14 protein-coding genes and 1 tRNA gene are annotated in these 18,184 nt (G+C 61.7%); 10 read left to right on the top strand and 5 right to left on the bottom strand.

Annotated features, from left to right (window positions below):
* The first annotated feature begins 3 nt into the window (after nt 1–3).
* Nucleotides 4–696, top strand: a complete 693-nt coding sequence (locus AB1792_08655; GenBank protein MEW5702283.1) for a hypothetical protein — start codon at nt 4–6, stop codon at nt 694–696.
* The gene (locus AB1792_08650) at nt 696–1,616 is read left to right on the top strand and encodes a site-specific DNA-methyltransferase (protein ID MEW5702282.1); all 921 of its coding nucleotides are present in this window, start codon (nt 696–698) and stop codon (nt 1,614–1,616) included. The genes AB1792_08655 and AB1792_08650 overlap by 1 nt, the downstream gene beginning before the upstream one ends.
* A gap of 16 nt (nt 1,617–1,632) precedes the next feature.
* Here the strand turns inward: AB1792_08650 and AB1792_08645 are convergent.
* Nucleotides 1,633–1,707 (bottom strand) — tRNA-Lys (locus tag AB1792_08645).
* Between the two features lie 151 nt (nt 1,708–1,858).
* Here AB1792_08645 and lpdA point away from each other — a divergent pair.
* The 3 genes from lpdA (at nt 1,859) to AB1792_08630 (ending at nt 7,765) form a co-directional block, all read left to right on the top strand.
* Nucleotides 1,859–3,265 carry a dihydrolipoyl dehydrogenase gene (gene lpdA, locus AB1792_08640; GenBank protein MEW5702281.1) on the top strand — a complete coding sequence of 469 codons (1,407 nt, stop codon included), beginning with the start codon at nt 1,859–1,861 and terminating at the stop codon, nt 3,263–3,265.
* 780 nt (nt 3,266–4,045) lie between these two features.
* Nucleotides 4,046–6,253, top strand: a complete 2,208-nt coding sequence (locus tag AB1792_08635; GenBank protein MEW5702280.1) for a hypothetical protein — start codon at nt 4,046–4,048, stop codon at nt 6,251–6,253.
* Nucleotides 6,254–6,313: 60 nt separating this feature from the next.
* Nucleotides 6,314–7,765 carry an MFS transporter gene (locus tag AB1792_08630; protein ID MEW5702279.1) on the top strand — a complete coding sequence of 484 codons (1,452 nt, stop codon included), beginning with the start codon at nt 6,314–6,316 and terminating at the stop codon, nt 7,763–7,765.
* A gap of 143 nt (nt 7,766–7,908) precedes the next feature.
* Here AB1792_08630 and AB1792_08625 read toward each other — a convergent pair whose 3' ends face one another.
* Nucleotides 7,909–8,844, bottom strand: a complete 936-nt coding sequence (locus tag AB1792_08625; protein MEW5702278.1) for a 5'-methylthioadenosine/S-adenosylhomocysteine nucleosidase — start codon at nt 8,842–8,844, stop codon at nt 7,909–7,911.
* Between the two features lie 165 nt (nt 8,845–9,009).
* Here AB1792_08625 and pdxS point away from each other — a divergent pair, with 165 nt between their 5' ends.
* The 5 genes from pdxS (at nt 9,010) to ccsA (ending at nt 15,490) form a co-directional block, all read left to right on the top strand.
* Nucleotides 9,010–9,930: a pyridoxal 5'-phosphate synthase lyase subunit PdxS gene (gene pdxS / locus AB1792_08620; GenBank protein ID MEW5702277.1), complete on the top strand. Its 921-nt coding sequence runs from the start codon at nt 9,010–9,012 to the stop codon at nt 9,928–9,930.
* A 272-nt stretch (nt 9,931–10,202) separates the two neighbouring features.
* Entirely contained in the window at nt 10,203–10,808 is a 606-nt protein-coding gene (pdxT, locus tag AB1792_08615) for a pyridoxal 5'-phosphate synthase glutaminase subunit PdxT (protein MEW5702276.1), read from the top strand.
* An 87-nt stretch (nt 10,809–10,895) separates the two neighbouring features.
* The gene (gene lipA / locus AB1792_08610; protein MEW5702275.1) at nt 10,896–11,825 is read left to right on the top strand and encodes a lipoyl synthase; all 930 of its coding nucleotides are present in this window, start codon (nt 10,896–10,898) and stop codon (nt 11,823–11,825) included.
* 63 nt (nt 11,826–11,888) lie between these two features.
* Nucleotides 11,889–13,022: a flavodoxin-dependent (E)-4-hydroxy-3-methylbut-2-enyl-diphosphate synthase gene (gene ispG / locus AB1792_08605; GenBank protein ID MEW5702274.1), complete on the top strand. Its 1,134-nt coding sequence runs from the start codon at nt 11,889–11,891 to the stop codon at nt 13,020–13,022.
* Nucleotides 13,023–13,261: 239 nt separating this feature from the next.
* Complete coding sequence (gene ccsA / locus AB1792_08600; GenBank protein ID MEW5702273.1) at nt 13,262–15,490, top strand: cytochrome c biogenesis protein CcsA; 2,229 nt, start codon at nt 13,262–13,264, stop codon at nt 15,488–15,490.
* A 260-nt stretch (nt 15,491–15,750) separates the two neighbouring features.
* On the opposite strand, the gene amrS is transcribed toward ccsA, so the two are convergent.
* The 3 genes from amrS to AB1792_08585 are packed head-to-tail and all read right to left on the bottom strand — an operon-like array spanning nt 15,751 to nt 18,164.
* Nucleotides 15,751–16,800 carry an AmmeMemoRadiSam system radical SAM enzyme gene (gene amrS / locus AB1792_08595; protein ID MEW5702272.1) on the bottom strand — a complete coding sequence of 350 codons (1,050 nt, stop codon included), beginning with the start codon at nt 16,798–16,800 and terminating at the stop codon, nt 15,751–15,753.
* 28 nt (nt 16,801–16,828) lie between these two features.
* Nucleotides 16,829–17,569, bottom strand: a complete 741-nt coding sequence (locus AB1792_08590) for a glycerophosphodiester phosphodiesterase (GenBank protein ID MEW5702271.1) — start codon at nt 17,567–17,569, stop codon at nt 16,829–16,831.
* Nucleotides 17,570–17,612: 43 nt separating this feature from the next.
* Entirely contained in the window at nt 17,613–18,164 is a 552-nt protein-coding gene (locus AB1792_08585) for a DinB family protein (protein ID MEW5702270.1), read from the bottom strand.
* Nucleotides 18,165–18,184 lie beyond the last annotated feature (20 nt).

Here is an 18,184-nt window from a genome sequence, read left to right as displayed (position 1 = left end):
CGAATGGCTATCAGATCAGGCCTGAGCGTCACTGACAAGCTCGTCTTGGCGGCCTCCGACTTGGAGAGGACAACGGGGCGCCCCTTCTCCGCAGAAGACCTTGTCGTTGCGGCTTGGCGCATGTTCCCCGACACATTCGGGCTGGCAGGCTACACAGCCGACAACGGGACTCTAAGCTATCCGGATTCGAACCGGGTGTTTGCGGAGATCATGGGCTCCAAGCCCATCCGCAAACGAGGATTCCTCACAAAGGTCGGCAGCAAGATGTATCAACTCACCGAATCTGGACAGATGCACGGCCGCCTGCTGCAAGGAGGTTCCGCAGTCGAGGGAGCACAGAAGGCTGGTCTATCACGGTCCCTCCAGCACGAGCTTCTGAGACTTCTTAACACTAAGGTCGTCCTGAAGTACAGGTCGGGGCGACGGGAAGAGATCACCTTCCATGATGCTTGCACGTATTGGGGCATCTCCCCTCGAACCTCGGCGATTGACTACAACGGTCGCATGGAGAACTTCAGAGGGATTGTTGACTCGGTTAGGGCAGCTCTCCAAGGTAGGGAGATGACCATTAAACATGGTGGTGCTACAATCAGTCTTACTGACGTCGACCAGCTCGTGGAAGCACACGAGTATCTTCTCGAGCGCTTTCACCACGAGATCGAGTTCATCTTAAGGCGCACTGACGAGAGACTCTAATGGAACCAATCTACCGCACGAAGCTCGGGAAGGCATATTGTACAGACTGCCTCACCTTCCTGCAAGGGATGCCTCGCAATTCGGTCGATCTGGTGATTACTTCGCCTCCGTTTGCGTTACGACGGAAGAAATCGTATGGAAACGTCTCTGCTGAGAATTACTGCGAGTGGTTTCTGCCGATTGCCCAAGAGATCTTCCGCGTACTCAAGAGGACCGGGAGCTTCGTGCTGGACATCGGCGGGTCCTGGAATAAGGGCGAAGCGACTCGCACCTTGTACCATTTTGATTTGTTGCTCCGACTCTGCGCTCCCCAGGGACCGTTTCGACTGGCTCAAGAGTTTTTCTGGTATAATCCAGCAAAAATGCCCGCGCCAGCTCAGTGGGTGAACATCGAGAGAACCAGAGTGAAGGACGCGGTGAACCCGATCTGGTGGATGTCGAAGACAACGACTCCCAAAGCCTCCAACCGCCGAGTACTGAAGCCGTACTCGAAGAGCATGGAGGACCTGTTGTCGAGGGGTTATAACGAGGGGCCAAGGCCGTCTGGACACGTAGTTTCTGGGAAATGGGGAAGGCGCCAGAATGGGGCGATCCCTTCAAACCTGATCGTCGCTGCGAATACAAAGAGTCATGATCCATACATTACTGCCTGCAAGGAGTTTGGTCTGGAAGTGCACCCGGCACGGTTTGTCAGAGCGGTCCCCGATTTCTTTGTGAGATTCCTTACCCTTCCGGGGGACCTGGTGCTCGATCCCTTCGCCGGAAGTAACGTCGTGGGCGAAGTCGCCGAATCTCTGGGGCGTGGGTGGTTGAGCGTTGAGGTCCGGGAGGAGTACGTCGCTGGATCTGCGTTTCGTTTCAACGGCACTCGCGCATTGCCACACACTCGCCCGCGTCGTACCCGGTTCACACGCTCGTGACTGGCCGATCATCGCTTGGTGAGGGTGGAAGGGATCGAACCTTCGACCACCTGCTTAAAAGGCAGATGCTCTACCACTGAGCTACACCCCCAGCCCCGCCGGATTATATTCCGCCACCCGGAGTGAGTCAAAGGCATTGTACGGGCCCGCCGTGACCGCCGCGCGGACGCCTTGACAACGCGTGCATCCGTCCGGTTCCTTGCGCGCGGGTCGAATCTTCTGGTCGCGACGGAAAGGACCATATGATGGAATACGATATCTGTGTGATCGGGGCGGGGCCGGGGGGATATGTCGCCGCCATCCGCGCCGCCCAACTGGGTCAGAAAACCGCGGTGATCGAACGCGCCAAGGCGGGGGGCATCTGCACGTCGTGGGGGTGCATCCCCTCCAAGACGCTCCTGCACGCCGCCGGACTTGTGACCAGCGCCAAACACGCCAGGGAATTCGGCATCGACTTCGGCGAACCGAAAATCGATCTGGCCAAGCTGCGCGGCAAGAAGGACCGCGTGGTCGACCGTCTGGTCAAAGGCGTCGAGTTCCTGCTCAAGAAGAACGGCGTGGAGTGGTTGCAAGGCGAGGCGCGATTCGTGGGGCCGCAGGAGCTGGTGGTCACCCATCCAGACGGGAAGTCCAATACCATCCGGGCGAAGAAGGTCATTATTGCCACCGGGGCGCGGCCGATTGAGCTGCCGCATCTGAAGCCGGATGGGAAGACGATCATCACCTATGTCGAGGCGCTGGAGATCGACGGGCCGCCGAAGGACTTTGTGGTGATCGGCGGCGGCGCCATCGGCTTGGAGATGGCGGAGGTGTATGCCACCTTCGGGTCGAAGGTCACGGTCGTGGAGATGATGCCGACATTGCTGCCCGGTTTCGACGCCGACCTCTGCAAGGCGGCGGCGGACAATCTGCGCAAATCGGGCGCGAATGTGATCACCGGCGCCAAGGTGTCAGCCGCATCGCAGGGCAAGGATGGACGTTGGACGCTCACGGTCGAGAAGGCCGATGGCGCCAAGGGCGATCCGCTCGTGCCCGACAAGGTGCTGGTCGCAGTCGGTCTGAAGCCGAATTCCGATGGCCTGGTCCTCGAGGCGGCGGGGGTCAAGACCGATCCGCGCGGCTACATCATCGTCGACGAGCAGATGCGGACAAACGTCCCGAACATCTTCGCCATCGGCGATGTGGTCGGCAAGAAACTGTTGGCGCACAAGGCATCGCGTGAGGCGCATGTCGCCGCCGAAGTGGCCGCCGGGCATCATGCGACAATGGACTATCGCGCCGTCCCCGGCACGGTCTTCCTGCATCCGGAAATCGCCACGGTCGGTCTGTCCGAGGAGGCTGCCAGACAGGCCGGGCATGAAGTCGCCATCGGCCGATTCCCCTTCGCCGCGCTGGGACGCGCGGTGGCCACCGGCGCAATGGAGGGCTTGGTGAAGATAGTGGTCGACAAGGCCACCGATCAGATTCTCGGCGTGCACATCGTCGCCCCGACCGCAGGCGACATGATCGGCGAGGCGGCGCTGGCCCTTGAGTTTGAGGCCACCGCCGAGGATTGGGCCTCGGTCATCCACGTGCACCCGACCTTCTCCGAGGCCCTGATGGAATCCGCCGCCGCCGCCCGCGGCGAGGCGGTGCATATTGCGCAGTGACGATGTTGAGCCGATCTTGATCGTTCAGGAGGGCAGACATTCTTGTCTGCCCAGGACAGACATGGCGAACCCGCGCCACAAAGGACACCATATGACGCCCGCTTTGGTGGGCAAACCAGTGGGGACGAGTCCAAGGCCCAAACTCCCCAATTGGGAAGTCGCTGTCTTCGTGGTACACCTCCTAGGAGGGGGGCTCCGCAAGGTCCCCACCGAAGACATCGCGTTGAAGTGCTACGAATTGGCGCCTGATTCATTCTCTTGGGTCAGATACCCGCAATACCCCGACAAGGATGTCGTGCGTTCTGCACTTGTCGACGCACGGAAGAAGAAGAATGGCATCCTGCTTCAAGGGCGGACCGGGAGAGGTAAGGGGCAATCACATAGGACGAACTCCGAGCCGGCATTGGATGGTTGGGCTCTTACTGAGGCGGGAGCGAAATGGGCGCAGGTGAACGAAATCCGGCTGACAACAGAACTGAGATACCATGAAGCAAGTAGCCATCGACAAGACCGACTCCAGAGGCTTACACGCCTTCGCGAGCATAGACTCTTCCGAAGTTATTCTGAGCAACTTGAGACGTTCAGCCCATCGCTGGGAGACCTCGCGGAGTTCTTCCGCTGCCGGGTGGATGCAGACCAGAAGACGTGGGAGAAGAGGTTACAGGCGGCAACGAACCTGGCCCAGTCGGCAAGTGATGAAGGCATGCTTGCATTCCTGAGACGGTGCAGAGTTGCGCTCGAAGCACAAGTTGAATGGCGTGGTGTCCCGAAGGTGTAGCCATGGCACAAGAGACGGGTGAGCCGCTTGATCTAAGTAATCCGCGCTACTGGCGGCAGAACGCCCAGATGGCTATTCGCGATATATACGATGCACTCGTTGAGATCGTCACGAACGCCGACGACCGCTACGTCTTTCTCAAGAGAAGAAGTGGGCGGATAGAGCTTGAAGTCGAGAGAAGAAGAAAGGGGACGCCAAATCTCATCAGAGTACGGGACTTCGCCGATGGGATGACACTGGAGGTAATGCGGACAAAGCTGAGGCGAGTCGGTGATCGCGTGAGCGGAATGGAGAAGGGAGAGAGGGTTCGAGGCACAAACTCGCGTGGTGCCAAGGACGTGGCTTGGCTGGGGGGAGTGGCATTCGAGTCGATTGCGGGTGACGGGATGTACCACAAGTGCGAAATCACTCCGCAGGGGCGCTTCATCCCTGATTCGACGTGCCCATGTGACCCTGACCCACATCGGGCGCGTCTGAAAATCGTCGACGGGACTGGAACAGTTGTAACGGTCCAGGTTGATTCTGAAGTCGTACGGGTTCCCCAACATGATACTCTTCGAGAGGATTTCAGTCGGCTGGTGGCCCTCCGCGACATTCTCAGCTCACCGGACCGGGAGATCGTTCTGTACGATAGCAACAACCCTGGCCGGAGCCATACCATCCGGGCGCCTATGGCCGAGGGCGCAGACAGGGTGAATGAACGATTCAAAGTGCCTGGCCACGGCGACGTCGAAGCCAAGCTCGTCATAAGGCGCGCCAAAGAACGCTTGGAGGATCAGCGCCCGAGATTCCGGCTCGGGGGGATCTTGGTCAAATCCAAGCATGCTATCCATGAAGCGACCCTATTCGCGCCCGATCTCGAGAGCGATCCGTACGCGAAGTGGTTCTACGGGCGGCTCACTTGCGAGCACATAGACGATTTGTGGAATGAGTATGACGACAGATTCGAAAAGGGATTGCCCCCCACGGAGGACAATCCGCGGCCCATTCTGGACCCGTTGCGCAAGGAGGGCTTGTCACGAGAGCACCCCTTTGTGGAAGCGCTATTTAGGGAGGCCCTGAAGCGGCTCAGGCCCCTCGTGGAAGCAGAACGGAAGCAGGCGGAGAGCCAAAGAGCGAGCATCGAGAGTGACGACACCCGCCGCCGGCTCCGCGCTCTTGAAAAAGCCGCAGCCAAGTTCATGAGTGAAAACCGCGAGGTTGACGAGATTGCGCGCGACGCTGACGACACACTGCCCGACAGTAGTTTCCAGAAGAGGGGATTCAGCCTCAACCCACCGTTCGCGCGTGTTCTGGTCGGCCGTAGTGTGCGTTTTTGGCTCAATGTGAGGCAGGACGCATTCCCTGAGCTTGCGCCGGGGGATACGGTGGAGATCGCATCCGCCACAGACGAGGTACGAGTAAGCAGGCCCTTCGTCGCACTGGAGTGCCATCCGAGACGGGAGGGAGTTCTCAGATGTGTTTGGACCGTTAAGGGCGAGCGCCCGTCGAACGCAACCGGAATCAAAGTGCGGGTTGGGAAGATCGTTGCGGACAGCACCATAGAGGTGCTGGAAAGCGAGAAGGATCTGTATCGCGACATCACGCGATTCTGCTTCAGTCGGAAGAGATACTCTGTTCAGGTCGATTCAAGGAGAACAGTCGTGCTCTATGCCCCCATCCCAGGAGTAGTCTCAAGGCCAACTTCGTTCGAAATCACATGCACGGACAAGGGTTTCAAGCTCGAAGGTGATCCCTGTCTGGTACCGAGGCCCAATGTCGGCATCGCCGAATGCCGCCTCAGGGTGTCTGCCAGCCAGGCCGGTCGTATCGCACAATTGAGGGCTGCGTTCGAGGCCCACACATGCGAGGCAGAGCTGGTTTCGGTGGACCCTCTCGGAGCGACGATTGAAATAGTGCTCGATCCGGGGGATTATGGGAATCAGAGGTCGTTTTGGCGCGGGAACGAGCTACACATCGCAACAAGACACCCGTCGGTGCGCCGCTATCTTGGGCCAGGACCGAAGTACCCCGGCCAAGAAGAGGTTTACTTTCGGGTACTGCTTGCCGAGATAGTTGCAGATGCGGTCTGTGCTCGCCTGCTTGGAAGGAATGAGACCATCCGCCCCGAGGAGTACACCGACTCTGATTGGGACGCCTACTACGCGGAATATACAGCGATGATGACGCGGTTCCTCCCCATTGCGCACGAGACCCAGGTCAAGATGTGAGCGGTGTAAGTCATCCGGTTCTTTCCACTGCCGCGCACGCGGCAAGCAATCTCAAGGGTGATGCCTCGGTCTCCCACACTGCCTGATCCGGCTCAATCGCAGAAACGCACCGTCCTCCTCGTCGCCACGCTGGCGGCGTTTGTGACGCCGTTCATGGGGTCGTCGATCAATGTGGCGCTGCCGTCGATTGGGAAGGAGTTCGCGCTCGATGCCATCACGCTCAGTTGGGTGTCGACGTCGTATTTGTTGACCGCGGCGATGTTCCTGGTGCCGTTCGGCAAGCTGGCGGACATCCATGGGCGGCGGCGGGTCTTCACTTACGGCGTCGCCACATATTCGCTGGCATCGCTGCTGTCGGCGTTGGCCCGATCGGATGCAATGCTGATCGGCGCGCGCATCGTGCAGGGAATCGGCGGCGCGATGCTCTTCGGGACCGGCATGGCGATTGTGACCTCGGTCTTCCCGGTCGGCGAACGCGGCAAGGCGCTGGGGATCAATGTCGCGGCCGTCTACCTGGGATTGTCATTGGGTCCGTTCGCCGGCGGCATCCTCACACAGCATCTCGGCTGGCGCAGCATCTTCTGGGTCAACACGCTCCTCGGAGCGGTGCTCGTCGTCCTCACGATGTGGGGACTCAAAGGCGAATGGGCCGAAGCCAAAGGCGAGAAGCTCGACTGGACCGGGTCGGTGATCTATGGCCTGACGTTGGTGGCGATCATGTATGGCCTGTCGCTCCTCCCGCTGTGGAGCGGGGCGGTCTTCATCGTCGTCGGCGTGCTGGCGGCGGTCGCCTTCGTATGGTGGGAGCTGCGCGCGAGACATCCGGTCCTGAACATGTCGCTGTTTCGCGGCAACATCGTCTTCGGCTTTTCCAATCTGGCGGCGCTGATCAACTACAGCGCGACTTTTGCCGTCGGCTTCTTCCTGAGTCTCTATCTGCAATACATCAAGGGGTACACGCCCGAAAGCGCCGGAACGATTCTGGTCTCGCAGCCGATCGTGATGGCGATCCTCTCCCCTTATGCCGGACGGCTGTCCGACCGCGTGGAGTCGCGCATCGTCGCCTCAGCCGGGATGGCGATCACAGTCGTGGGGCTCGTGCTCTTGGTCTTCCTCGGTCCGCAGACGCCAGTGCCGTACATCGTGACCGCGTTGATGGTTCTGGGGCTCGGCTTTGCCCTCTTCTCATCGCCCAACTCCAATGCCGTCATGAGCGCGGTGGAGAAGCGCTACTACGGCGTCGCGTCTGCGACATTGGGGACAATGCGTCTGGTGGGCCAGATGCTCAGCATGGGCGTCGCCATGCTGATCTTCTCGATCTTCGTGGGCAAGGTGGAGATCACCCCCGAGTACTACGGTCCCTTCCTGCACAGCATCAAGGTCGCCTATGGCGTTTTCGCGGCGTGGTGTTTCGTCGGGGTCTTCGTTTCGCTGGCGCGGGGGAACGTGCGGGGGACGCCCAACGCGTCAGGAGCGCGGTTCGACCTTGCTCACCGCAAGCAGGGCTCCTGACCTACGGAATCGACTGGAAGTTGAAGGTCCCGGCCGAAGAGGGAGCCCCCCTGTCCTCGATGTCTGTCGCGATTAACGGCGGGCAGAGCCCGCCCTACATTGTGGGGTAGGGGCACGGCGTGCCGTGCCCACCTGGACCCGCCCTACTTGGCGCCGCGCAGAAACCCCTCCGGCACATTCTCCAACATCGTGCTGACGATCAGGGCGGTGTTGCGGCCGCAGTCTCTCACTAGTCCCGGCAACATCTTCTGGATGACCGGGTCATCAGACTGATCGACCGGCGGCGCGCAGGCACGCAGGACGATGATCGGCAACCCGGCCGAGCGGGCCGTCTGCACCAAGGCGGCCGATTCGGTGTCGGAGATCTCCGCCCCCAACTGTTTGCGCAACTGCTCTCGCCGTGCCTTCGAGGTGACAACCGCGTTCCCGGAGAGGCCTACCCCCCCCAAGTGGAGTTCCGGCATACGGCGGTCGATGGTACGCATGCGGAAGGCCACGGTCTCGGCCGCGCGGCGCAACATGCGAGCCAACGCGGTGTCGACGGGCAGATCGAAGTGCCGCTCAAAGCCGACCGAATCTGTCCGTCCGATCGGAATCGAATCGGGCAAGAGCCCTTCGGCCCCCCAGCGGCCAAAGTCGAAGTTGACCCAGCGGTTGGGGATGACCAGATCGCCGGGCTGGTGGACGGGATTGACCGGTGTGCACAAGCCGGTCACGATGATGGCCACCGGGTCGTAGTGGTCGATCAGATGCTGGGCCGTGGCGACCGCGTTGGCGATGCCGGTCCCCGTCGTCGCAACGATGATCGGCTCGACGATCCACCCTCCCGAAATCGAACGCCCCTGCCACACTGTGTCCTTCTGCATCGAGCCGATCTTTCTCAGTTCGAGCGCATCGGCGGGATTGGCACACAACACCAGCCAGGGACGCGGCGGTTTGGCCGGCGCCGGAGATTGCACCGTTTGCTGGGGTGGCGGCGCCTCGGAACGGCACCCGGAAATGACCATGATCAGCAGGATCAGTGACAGAAAGACCGGGGCGTGGCGAATGTGTCGCGGACAGATTGGCTTCATCGGCATTCTCTGCGTATCAGTGTTGGCTGGATTCCGGACCCCCTGCGGCGGCGTTTGATTTTCGCGCCGCCACCGGGTAAATTGGCACTCCGGTTTCCGACCGGGACTTGGAGTCAGACCAGCGTGCGGGTACCCGCCCCGGGGTGGGGTGCTCACGCTAAGGAGCAGACGATGAACGGGGAAGACAAACGCAAATTTCCCGGCGGCCCAGCGGGGACCGACGAGGACAAGCGGAAGATCAAAATCGGCCTGGCCGAGATGCTCAAGGGCGGCGTCATCATGGATGTCACCACCGCCGAGCAGGCGCGCATCGCCGAGGACGCCGGGGCGGTGGCGGTGATGGCCTTGGAACGGGTCCCCGCCGATATCCGCGCCCAAGGCGGTGTGGCGCGCATGGCCGACCCGGCCCGAATCACCGCGATCAAGAAAGCGGTGTCGATCCCGGTGATGGCCAAATGCCGGATCGGGCATTTCGCCGAGGCGCAGATTCTGCAGGCCCTCGAAGTGGATTTCATCGACGAATCAGAGGTGTTGACCCCGGCCGATGAGGCCCACCACATTGACAAGGACCTATTCCGCATTCCCGTCGTGTGCGGCTGTCGCGACCTCGGCGAGGCGCTGCGGCGCATCGGCGAGGGCGCCGCGATGCTGCGTACCAAGGGCGAAGCGGGAACCGGGAACATCGTCGAAGCGGTTCGTCATATGCGCGCCGTGCAGGGCGGGATTCGCCGACTGACCGTGCTCCCACGCGAAGAACTGATGACCGAGGCCAAGAACCTCGGCGCACCGTATGATCTCGTGCTCTGGGTGGCCGAGCATGGCAAGCTGCCGGTGCCGAATTTTGCCGCCGGCGGCATCGCCACCCCCGCCGATGCCTCACTCATGATGCAACTGGGCGCCGAATCGGTCTTTGTCGGCTCGGGGATTTTCAAGTCGGAGGATCCGGCGGTGCGCGCCCGGGCGATCGTGATCGCCACCACGCACTACAACGACCCGCTGCGCCTCGCCGAGGTGTCGAAGGGACTGGGCGAGCCGATGCGCGGGCTGGAGATCAGCTCGATCCCGGTGGAACAATTGCTTCAGGTGCGGTAGGCACGCCATTGTCATCCCGAACGAAGTGAGGAATCCGCTGTTTGTCTTCCTGCCCGCGGCGATGGGAAAAGCAGATCCCTCCTTTCGCACCGCCCACTGGGCGGTGCTTCACTCGGGATGACAGTGGTTAGGTCCTTCTCCAATGACAAGGGAACGACGCCAACCCCCCATTGTCATCCCGAACGAAGTGAGGGATCTGCTGTTGCTGTTGTCTCTTTCCGCCTACCCGGAGTGATTCGAGCGCGTCGGAATGCACCCCGGTGAATGATGCAATGAACCGCCCCTTGACCGTCGGCCTTCTGGCCATCCAAGGCGACTTCGACCTCCATCGACGGGCGGTCGAACCGCTGGGTCATCGGAGTATGCCGGTGCGCACAGCAAGCGACTTGAACGGGATCGACGCGCTGATCATGCCCGGCGGCGAATCGACCACGATGCGCAAGCTGATGCTACTGGACGGACTGTTCGATGCGATCCTGGAGTTTGCGCGATCTTATCCGATCATGGGGACCTGCGCCGGGCTGATCCTGCTGGGCCGGCGGATTGTCGATGCTCCCGATGAACCGACCCTGAAGTTGATCGATTGCGATGTGGACCGGAACGCCTACGGCAGCCAGTATCATTCCTTTCGCCAGACGGGACACGTCCATCTCGAAAACGGCGCTCGTCCTCTGGAGATGGTGTTCATCCGGGCGCCGCGCCTGGTGCGCGTCGGCGACGGAGTACAGATCCTTGGGTGGTTGGAGGACGAACCGACCATGGTACGGCAGGGGAACATCCTGGCCATGACCTTTCACCCGGAGTTGGCCGGTGACCCGTCGGTGCATCGGTTCTTCCTGACCGAAATGGCGGAGCGCGCGTCGCAAACGGTCCATTGACACAGACTTGCAAGACCACCCGGAGCGAACTCGGACGGGCCCAAAGAACAGTCGCGGAAATCCGACTTATTCCGTACAGTATTTGCGATGGTCGAGCATCCAGCCCCAGAGACCGCGCGACATGCCGGTCCCAAACCGCCGTGGCTGAAGACCAAGGCGACCTTCACCCCCAACTATCTGAAGGTGAAAGGCGCCCTGCGCGCTAATGCCCTGCATTCGGTCTGCGAGGAGGCCAACTGCCCCAACATCCGCGAGTGCTTTTCTCACGGGACGGCGACCTTCATGATTCTGGGGAATGTCTGCACGCGGGGGTGCCGTTTCTGCGATGTGATCAAGGGGAAACCGCTGGGGTATGACACCGATGAGCCGCGTCGGCTGGCCGAAGGTGTCGCCCATCTCGGGCTCAAGCAAGTGGTGATCACCTCCGTGAACCGTGATGATCTTCCCGACGGCGGCGCCTGGGTCTTTGCCGAGACAATCCGACTGCTGCGCGAGCGCGATCCCCACGTCAACATCGAGGTGTTGATTCCGGACTTCGACGGCAACTTCGCGGCTTTGGAAACGGTATTGGCTGCGGCTCCGGATGTCCTCAATCACAATGTTGAGACGGTGCCGCGCCTGTACCGGCGCGTGCGTCCCAAGGCCGAGTTTGACCGGTCGCTGGAAATCCTCCGTCGCTCGTTCGCGCATCCCAACCATCCGATCGTGAAATCGGGACTGATGGTCGGCGTCGGCGAAACAGTGACTGAACTGCACGACTGCATGAGCCAGATCGCGGCCACCGGATGCCAGATTCTCACCATCGGCCAATATCTTTCACCTTCAGCGAACCATTTGCCGATCGAGCGGTACTACACGCCCGACGAGTTCGCGGACTTGGCGCGGGTCGGCCAAAAGATGGGCTTTGCCCATGTCGAATCGGGGCCTCTGGTGCGTTCGTCCTATCACGCCTTCGAGCAAGTGGCGAAGTTGGAGCGGACCACGACCGGAGTCAGGCGTGGCGACACGCCTGTGTAGGGGCATGGCGTGTCGCAAATCCCGAGCGGCGCCGAGGGGCCGTGCCCGCTTTGATGGGATGTGATGGCAGACGACGCAGCGCACATGGCGATGAGGGATTCTCAGGGTGATGGCCATTCCCTTGCCTGGGGGGTTCTTCCGCGTCACGCCACGCGCCGGGTGATGGTCGGTGGAGTCGCCATCGGGGGCGATGCCCCGGTGGCGGTGCAGTCGATGTGCGACACCGACACCCGTGATGTGGGCGCGACCGTGGCGCAAATCCACGCGATGGAACAGGCGGGGTGCGAGATCGTCCGCGTGGCTGTCCCCGACACCGAAGCGGCTTTCGCCCTCGCCCAAATCCGCCCACAGATCAACATCCCGCTGGTCGCCGACATCCACTTCGATTGGCGGCTGGCGATCCTATCGGCGAAACACGGCGCCGACAAGCTGCGGATCAATCCGGGGAACATCGGCGGCAGACAGAAGATCGCCGAAGTGGTGGCCTGCGCGAAAGATCACGGCCTGCCGATCCGCGTCGGCGTCAACCAGGGCTCGATTGAGAAAGACCTCTTGGATAAATACGGCGGCAACAACCCCGACTCGCTGGTCGAATCGGCGCTGCGCAATGCCGCGATTCTCGACGATCTGGGATTCCACAACATCATCCTCTCGCTCAAATCGTCGAGCGCCGGTGAGACGATCGCCGCCTACCGCTCGGTGTCGCAGCAGTGCGACTACCCCCTGCACCTGGGCGTAACCGAGGCCGGGCCGGTCAAGAGCGGCTCGCTGAAATCGGCGGTCGCCATGGGTACGCTGTTGGCCGAAGGGATCGGTGACACGATTCGCGTCTCGCTCACCGGCCCCAAGAACGAAGAAATGGAAGCGTGCTGGGGCATCCTGCAGGCGCTGGGATTGCGGCGCCGCGGCCCTGAGCTGGTCTCCTGTCCGTCGTGCGGACGCATCGAGGTCGACCTGCTCTCACTGGTCGACGAGGTGCAGGAAACACTCAAACAGGTCAAAACGCCGCTCAAAGTGGCGGTGATGGGGTGTGTCGTCAACGGTCCCGGCGAGGCGCGCGATGCCGACTGGGGGATCTTCGGCGGCAAGGGTGTCTACCTGCTCACGCGCAAAGGCGAAATCGTCGAGCGCCACACCGATCGCGACAGCGCCAAGGCGGCATTGACCCGCGCACTTCTGTCAGAGGGAGAAAGCTAATCTCTCCCTCCGGCTTGCCCCGAGCCGAGTCGAGGGGGAGAGGTCGATCCGCCGCCGGCGGATCGGGTGAGGGTGCTCTTCTCATGCGTCCGTCCCCATTAGACGACTTCAGAGTAGAAAGCCCTGAAGGGGCGACAGATGTTAGCCCACGGCATGAGCCGTGGGACGGTCATGAACCAATCGGAGAATCCCACCCTTCGGGTGGGGCACCAGAGCACGGTTGAAGGCGGGAGCAACGGATGGAACTGCTCGGTAGATCGCTGATCATCCTGGCGACGGCAGCAACGATTGCCACGTTACTCTTCTATCTGCGCGGCGACCGCGCTTCGAAACAAGCCCGCTGGGCCTTCCGTGTCGCGGCCGGGTCGTTGGTGGCTGCTTTGGCCCTGCTCTTGGTGCTCATTCTCACGCACCGCTATGAATTCGAGTATGTACGCAACTACTCCTCCTCGGACCTGCCGCTCTACTATCTGATCTCCTGCCTGTGGGGCGGGCAGGAAGGGACGCTTCTGCTTTGGATCTTCTATGTCGGTCTGCTGGGGCTGATCTTGATGCGGATGGCCCGGCGGCTGGAACGATGGGCCATGGCGGTCGTGAGTCTGTTTGTCCTCTCCGTGCTGGTGATCCTGCTGAAGCGCAGTCCCTTTGCGGCGACGCCGACCGGGCCGCCCGACGGCGCCGGTCTCAATCCGCTGTTGCAGGACTTCTGGATGACGATTCATCCGCCGGTGATGTTCCTGGGTTTCGCGCTGGCGCTCTTTCCCTTCGCCATCGCCGTCGCCGGCTGGATTCAGGGTGAATACAAGACCTGGGCGCCGAAGGCGTGGGTCTGGCTGATCGCCACCTGGTGCGTTTTGGGCACTGCCCTGGTCATGGGCGGATACTGGGCCTACAAAGTCCTCGGATGGGGCGGATACTGGGGTTGGGACCCGGTGGAGAACTCCTCGCTGATCCCATGGCTTCTTGCCTCCGGCGGGCTCCATTCGTTGGTGATGTTGCGCAAGAAGAACGCTCTCGGACGCTCGGCCTATTTGTTCTCCATTCTACCGTTCATCGCCGTTCTGTTCGGCTCCTTCCTGACACGCTCCGGTGTTCTGGGCGACTTCTCGGTACACTCCTTTCTCGACTTGGGGATCAACTCCTATCTGGTCGCCTCCCTTGTGGTCTTCACCGCCATCGGCGTCGGCGTTCTCGTGTGGCGGTCCCGCCGTGTCCGTTCCACCGTCGCCTATGGCGCGCTGCCGACGGTCGACTTCTTTATTTCCACCGGGGTGCTCTCGTTTCTGATCGCCGGCGCGTTGGTCGCCATCGGCATGTCGTCGCCGTTGTGGACCCGGCTGTTCGGACCCCCGTCCAATGTGACACTGCGTTACTACTTTCTGGCAACGACGCCCGTGGCGCTCATTCTTCTATTTGCTCTTTCCATCTTCCCGTTCGTACGTTGGATCAAGCCCGTCAAACCGTTCTTCACACGACCGGCCATGATTGTGTTTTCGCTGGCGATGCTGGCTGGAGTCGTCGCGATCCTGGCAGACGTTCTGGAGCCACTGTACATCATCCTGATCATGCTCGGCACGTCGGCGGTCGCCGCCAACTCATGGCTGATCATCTCCGGTGTGCGGAAGAAGCATCGCCTCCCCGGCGCTTATGTCGCCCATGTCGGGCTGGCACTCCTGCTGGTGGGTGCGGCCATCTCATCCGCCTATGAACACAAAGCGCAGGTGGCACTGCCGCTGGGTGAAGCCGTCGATAAGTTCGGCTGGGTGTTCACCTATCAGGGGAAGGACGCGGATGCCCCCGAAGGGAGGACACCGTTCCATGTCCTCGTGGAACGACCCGGCTCGCAGGAGGCCTTCATCGCCTCGCCGCGGCAGTTCGAGCTTCCCTACGGCAAGGGGACCATGCGAAAACCGGCGGTGAAGAAATTCTGGAACAAGGATCTCTACATCTCGCCGATCGATGAGACCGGCGGCAGCAGCGGGCAGGTCGCGACGCTGGTACGCGGCCAGACCATCGCACTCGGCGGATTCAACGCCACCCTTCTCGGGTTCGACATGGTCGGCCACGGCGAAGGCGGCATCGGCCGTGTCGACTGTCTCATCGAAATCCAAGGCGAGATGCTGATGGACACCGTCCGCCCCGCGCTGGCCGGCGTGACCCAGAGACTGACGGAAATCCCCGCGACGTTCGGCGACGGACGCTACACGCTCGCCGTCGAGAAAATGGACGCCTCAACCGGCGCCGTGCAGGTGCGCTTCAGCGATCGCGATGATCCCACCGCCGCCCAACCCGTATTCCATGTTGAGATTTCGGAAAAGCCCCTGATCAACCTCTTCTGGATGGGCACCACGATCATGGTCTTCGGCGGGCTTGTCGTCCTGCGTAAGCGGGTGAAGCAGGCGGCGGAGCCATCGGAGACGCCCATCGCCACGCCGCCTGTACGCGCGACCGCGGTCACCAATTCCTGAGTCCTTAGTAGTAGCGTGGGCTCCGCCCACCATCTTGCTTCCCGCACCCGATCCGACCTCCGGTCGGATCGACCTCTCCCCCTCGACTTCGCTCGGGGCATGCCGGAGGGAGAGGTTATCAATCTCCCCGTCTGTCTTCGGGAGGGCGAGCCGCCGCGGCGGACCGCCGCGCCGCAGTGCTCCAACAATGGCAGAAGGCGGCTCAACCCTCACGCTTCGCTCAGGGTAAACAGGAGCGTCGCCCTCCGGTGCGCACCGTGTCACTCCCACACGCCGGGAATCGCCGTGCCGCAGTCGGGGCATCGACCTGAGCGTAGGCGGTTGGCGAGGATCTGAAACCCCAGCCGGTGGATCAGGCGGGTGCGGCACTGCGGGCAGAAGGTCGACTCGCCGTCATCGCCGGGGATGTTGCCGGTATAGACAAATTTCAGACCGGCCTCGAAACCGATCTTGCGAGCGGTGCGTAGCGACTCCACTGACGTGCGCGGCAAATCGCGCATCTTGTAGTCGGGATGAAAAGCGGTCACATGCCAGGGGATATCGGTGCTGATGTCCGCGATGAATCCCGCCACCTGGCGCAACTCATCCGGGGAATCGTTCTTCGTCGGGACGACCAATGTCGTGACCTCCAGCCAAAAGCCAAGCTGGTGAATCAGCTTGATCGCTTCCAAGACCGGCTCCAGACGCGCCCCCAGCACCTTCTGATAATACTCCGGATTGAATCCCTTCAGATCGACGTTGTAGGCATGCACATAGGGGCGAATCTGCCCGAGCGGCTCCTGGCAGATGAAGCCATTGGACACAAACACACCGCGTATCCCCTCGGCGAAGGCAAGCTTGGCGCAGTCAAAGGCGTATTCATAGAAGATCGTCGGCTCGGAGTATGTGAAGGCAATCGTGCGCGAGCCGCTCTCCTTGGCCAACGCCACCACTTCCCCCGGCGCCACCTGACGACCGATGATGGCGCGCTTCTTCCCCTTGGCGATCTGCGAGATGTCGTGATTCTGGCAGAAGGGGCACTTGAAGCTGCACCCGACCGTGGCGATCGACAGCGAACGACTCGCGGGCAGGAAATGAAACAGCGGCTTCTTCTCGATCGGGTCGACATTGATCGCCGCCGCCAGACCGTAGATCAGCGTGTCGAGACGGCCGCCGTCATTCCGCCGCACGCCGCAGACGCCGTACAATCCCGTTCCAATGTGGCAGCGGTGCGGGCAGAGCGTGCAAACAACCGCCCCGTCCGATCGCGTCTCCCAGAACATCGCCGGGGCGGCGTGCTGCTTTGCCAGTATGTCGACGGCTTCACTCATCGCGTCGTCCAGGGCAGATTCGCGCCGCTCACGCGCCTTCCGTCGCCGGGGCCATCTGACCCAACGTGATACGTGCGACATCGGGGCGGTTGGTGATGATCGCATGCACGCCCAGGGCCGCCAACAAGACCATGCGCGTCGGATCATCGACCGTCCAGACCGCCAGATTCATGTGCGCCCGCGCCATCCGGGCGACCAGCGATGGGGTCACCCAACGCTCCTGCATATGGAGTGCCGCGAGATGGCGACGACGCGCCCAGCGGACCATGGCCCGACCATAGAACTGACGGACAATGGCGCTGCGCGGGTCGTCGAGGATCAGGGCGCGCTTCCAGGTCGGACGACGGCGGCTGATCGCGCGCAGGACCGATTTGCGAAAGGAGGAAAAGACCGGCGCCACCGGCAGCGCCGCCGCCTCGACCGCGGCGATCAGCTCATCGGCACCATCCGTGTCTTTGATGTCGAGTACAAGCGTCTGCCGGATCGTCTTGGCCCAGTCCAGCACCTCGATCAGCATCGGCAGCGGATCACCGTTCGCACCCACCCTGACGACGGCCGCCTCCTGCATCGTCATGTCCGCTATGCGCCGGCGTCTACCGCCGTTCAACACATGGGTATCATGGTGCACAACCCAGTGGCGGTCACCGGTCAAACGGAGGTCCAGTTCGATCCCATCGGCGCCATCGGCGACAGCCCGCGCGAAAGCCGCCATTGTGTTCTCGTGGCAGTCGTGCGAATTGCCGCGGTGGGCAATGATGCGGGGGATCATGATATGTGGAATATGGGCAGCCAGATCGCCGTCCTCGCACTATTCACTGCCTGAGACCGGTCCCGTTGTCCCATGGCGGCAGCAACCGCTTCATCACTGCGATCTGTCCCTTGTGATGCGCCTCATGCTCGATGATGTGATAGAGAATCCACTCGATCGTAAAACGGTGATCGGGGCTGCTCGAAGGGCCGGGGTCCAGCGGCGCGACCAGACGGCCAAGATCGTCGTCCGTCAACGACGCCAGATCGGCCTTGGTTTGCTCGCGCACGGCCCGTAACGTATTCAGGAAGAACGCCAATGGCTGGCCGGTCACTTGCGGAATGCCCAAGCGGATCGGCAGCGCGATCTTCCACTCATCCCCCATCGTGCGCCGCATGATGTCCTCACCGATCCAGGAGCATTCCACCGCGGCGATATGCAACAGCAGCGTGCCGATCGATTCCACGTTCGGTTGCGGATACCACGACAACTGCTCGGGCGTCAATCCCTCGACGTATTTCAGCGTTCGGCGACGGACATCCTCCATCTGGGCGAGGTACGATCCGATGCGCGGTGGGAATCCGGCGATGGGGTCGATGGTGAATGCACCTGCCATTCACGCCTCAGCGTACGGGA

Source organism: Candidatus Zixiibacteriota bacterium, assembly GCA_040752595.1.
Lineage (GTDB): Bacteria > Zixibacteria > MSB-5A5 > WJJR01 > WJJR01 > JACQFV01.
Note: the sequence above shows the minus strand (reverse complement) of the source record. Positions and strands in the feature narration are given on the sequence as shown.

Coding starts and splice junctions, on each gene's coding strand:
- pdxS (MEW5702277.1), top strand. CDS start 9,010: ATGAACGGGGAAGACAAACGCAAATTTCCCGGCGGCCCAGCGGGGACC.
- amrS (MEW5702272.1), bottom strand. CDS start 16,800: ATGAGTGAAGCCGTCGACATACTGGCAAAGCAGCACGCCGCCCCGGCG.
- AB1792_08585 (MEW5702270.1), bottom strand. CDS start 18,164: ATGGCAGGTGCATTCACCATCGACCCCATCGCCGGATTCCCACCGCGC.
- AB1792_08630 (MEW5702279.1), top strand. CDS start 6,314: ATGCCTCGGTCTCCCACACTGCCTGATCCGGCTCAATCGCAGAAACGC.
- AB1792_08590 (MEW5702271.1), bottom strand. CDS start 17,569: ATGATCCCCCGCATCATTGCCCACCGCGGCAATTCGCACGACTGCCAC.
- lpdA (MEW5702281.1), top strand. CDS start 1,859: ATGATGGAATACGATATCTGTGTGATCGGGGCGGGGCCGGGGGGATAT.
- lipA (MEW5702275.1), top strand. CDS start 10,896: ATGGTCGAGCATCCAGCCCCAGAGACCGCGCGACATGCCGGTCCCAAA.
- AB1792_08625 (MEW5702278.1), bottom strand. CDS start 8,844: ATGCCGATGAAGCCAATCTGTCCGCGACACATTCGCCACGCCCCGGTC.
- ccsA (MEW5702273.1), top strand. CDS start 13,262: ATGGAACTGCTCGGTAGATCGCTGATCATCCTGGCGACGGCAGCAACG.
- AB1792_08655 (MEW5702283.1), top strand. CDS start 4: ATGGCTATCAGATCAGGCCTGAGCGTCACTGACAAGCTCGTCTTGGCG.
- AB1792_08650 (MEW5702282.1), top strand. CDS start 696: ATGGAACCAATCTACCGCACGAAGCTCGGGAAGGCATATTGTACAGAC.
- AB1792_08635 (MEW5702280.1), top strand. CDS start 4,046: ATGGCACAAGAGACGGGTGAGCCGCTTGATCTAAGTAATCCGCGCTAC.
- pdxT (MEW5702276.1), top strand. CDS start 10,203: ATGAACCGCCCCTTGACCGTCGGCCTTCTGGCCATCCAAGGCGACTTC.
- ispG (MEW5702274.1), top strand. CDS start 11,889: ATGGCAGACGACGCAGCGCACATGGCGATGAGGGATTCTCAGGGTGAT.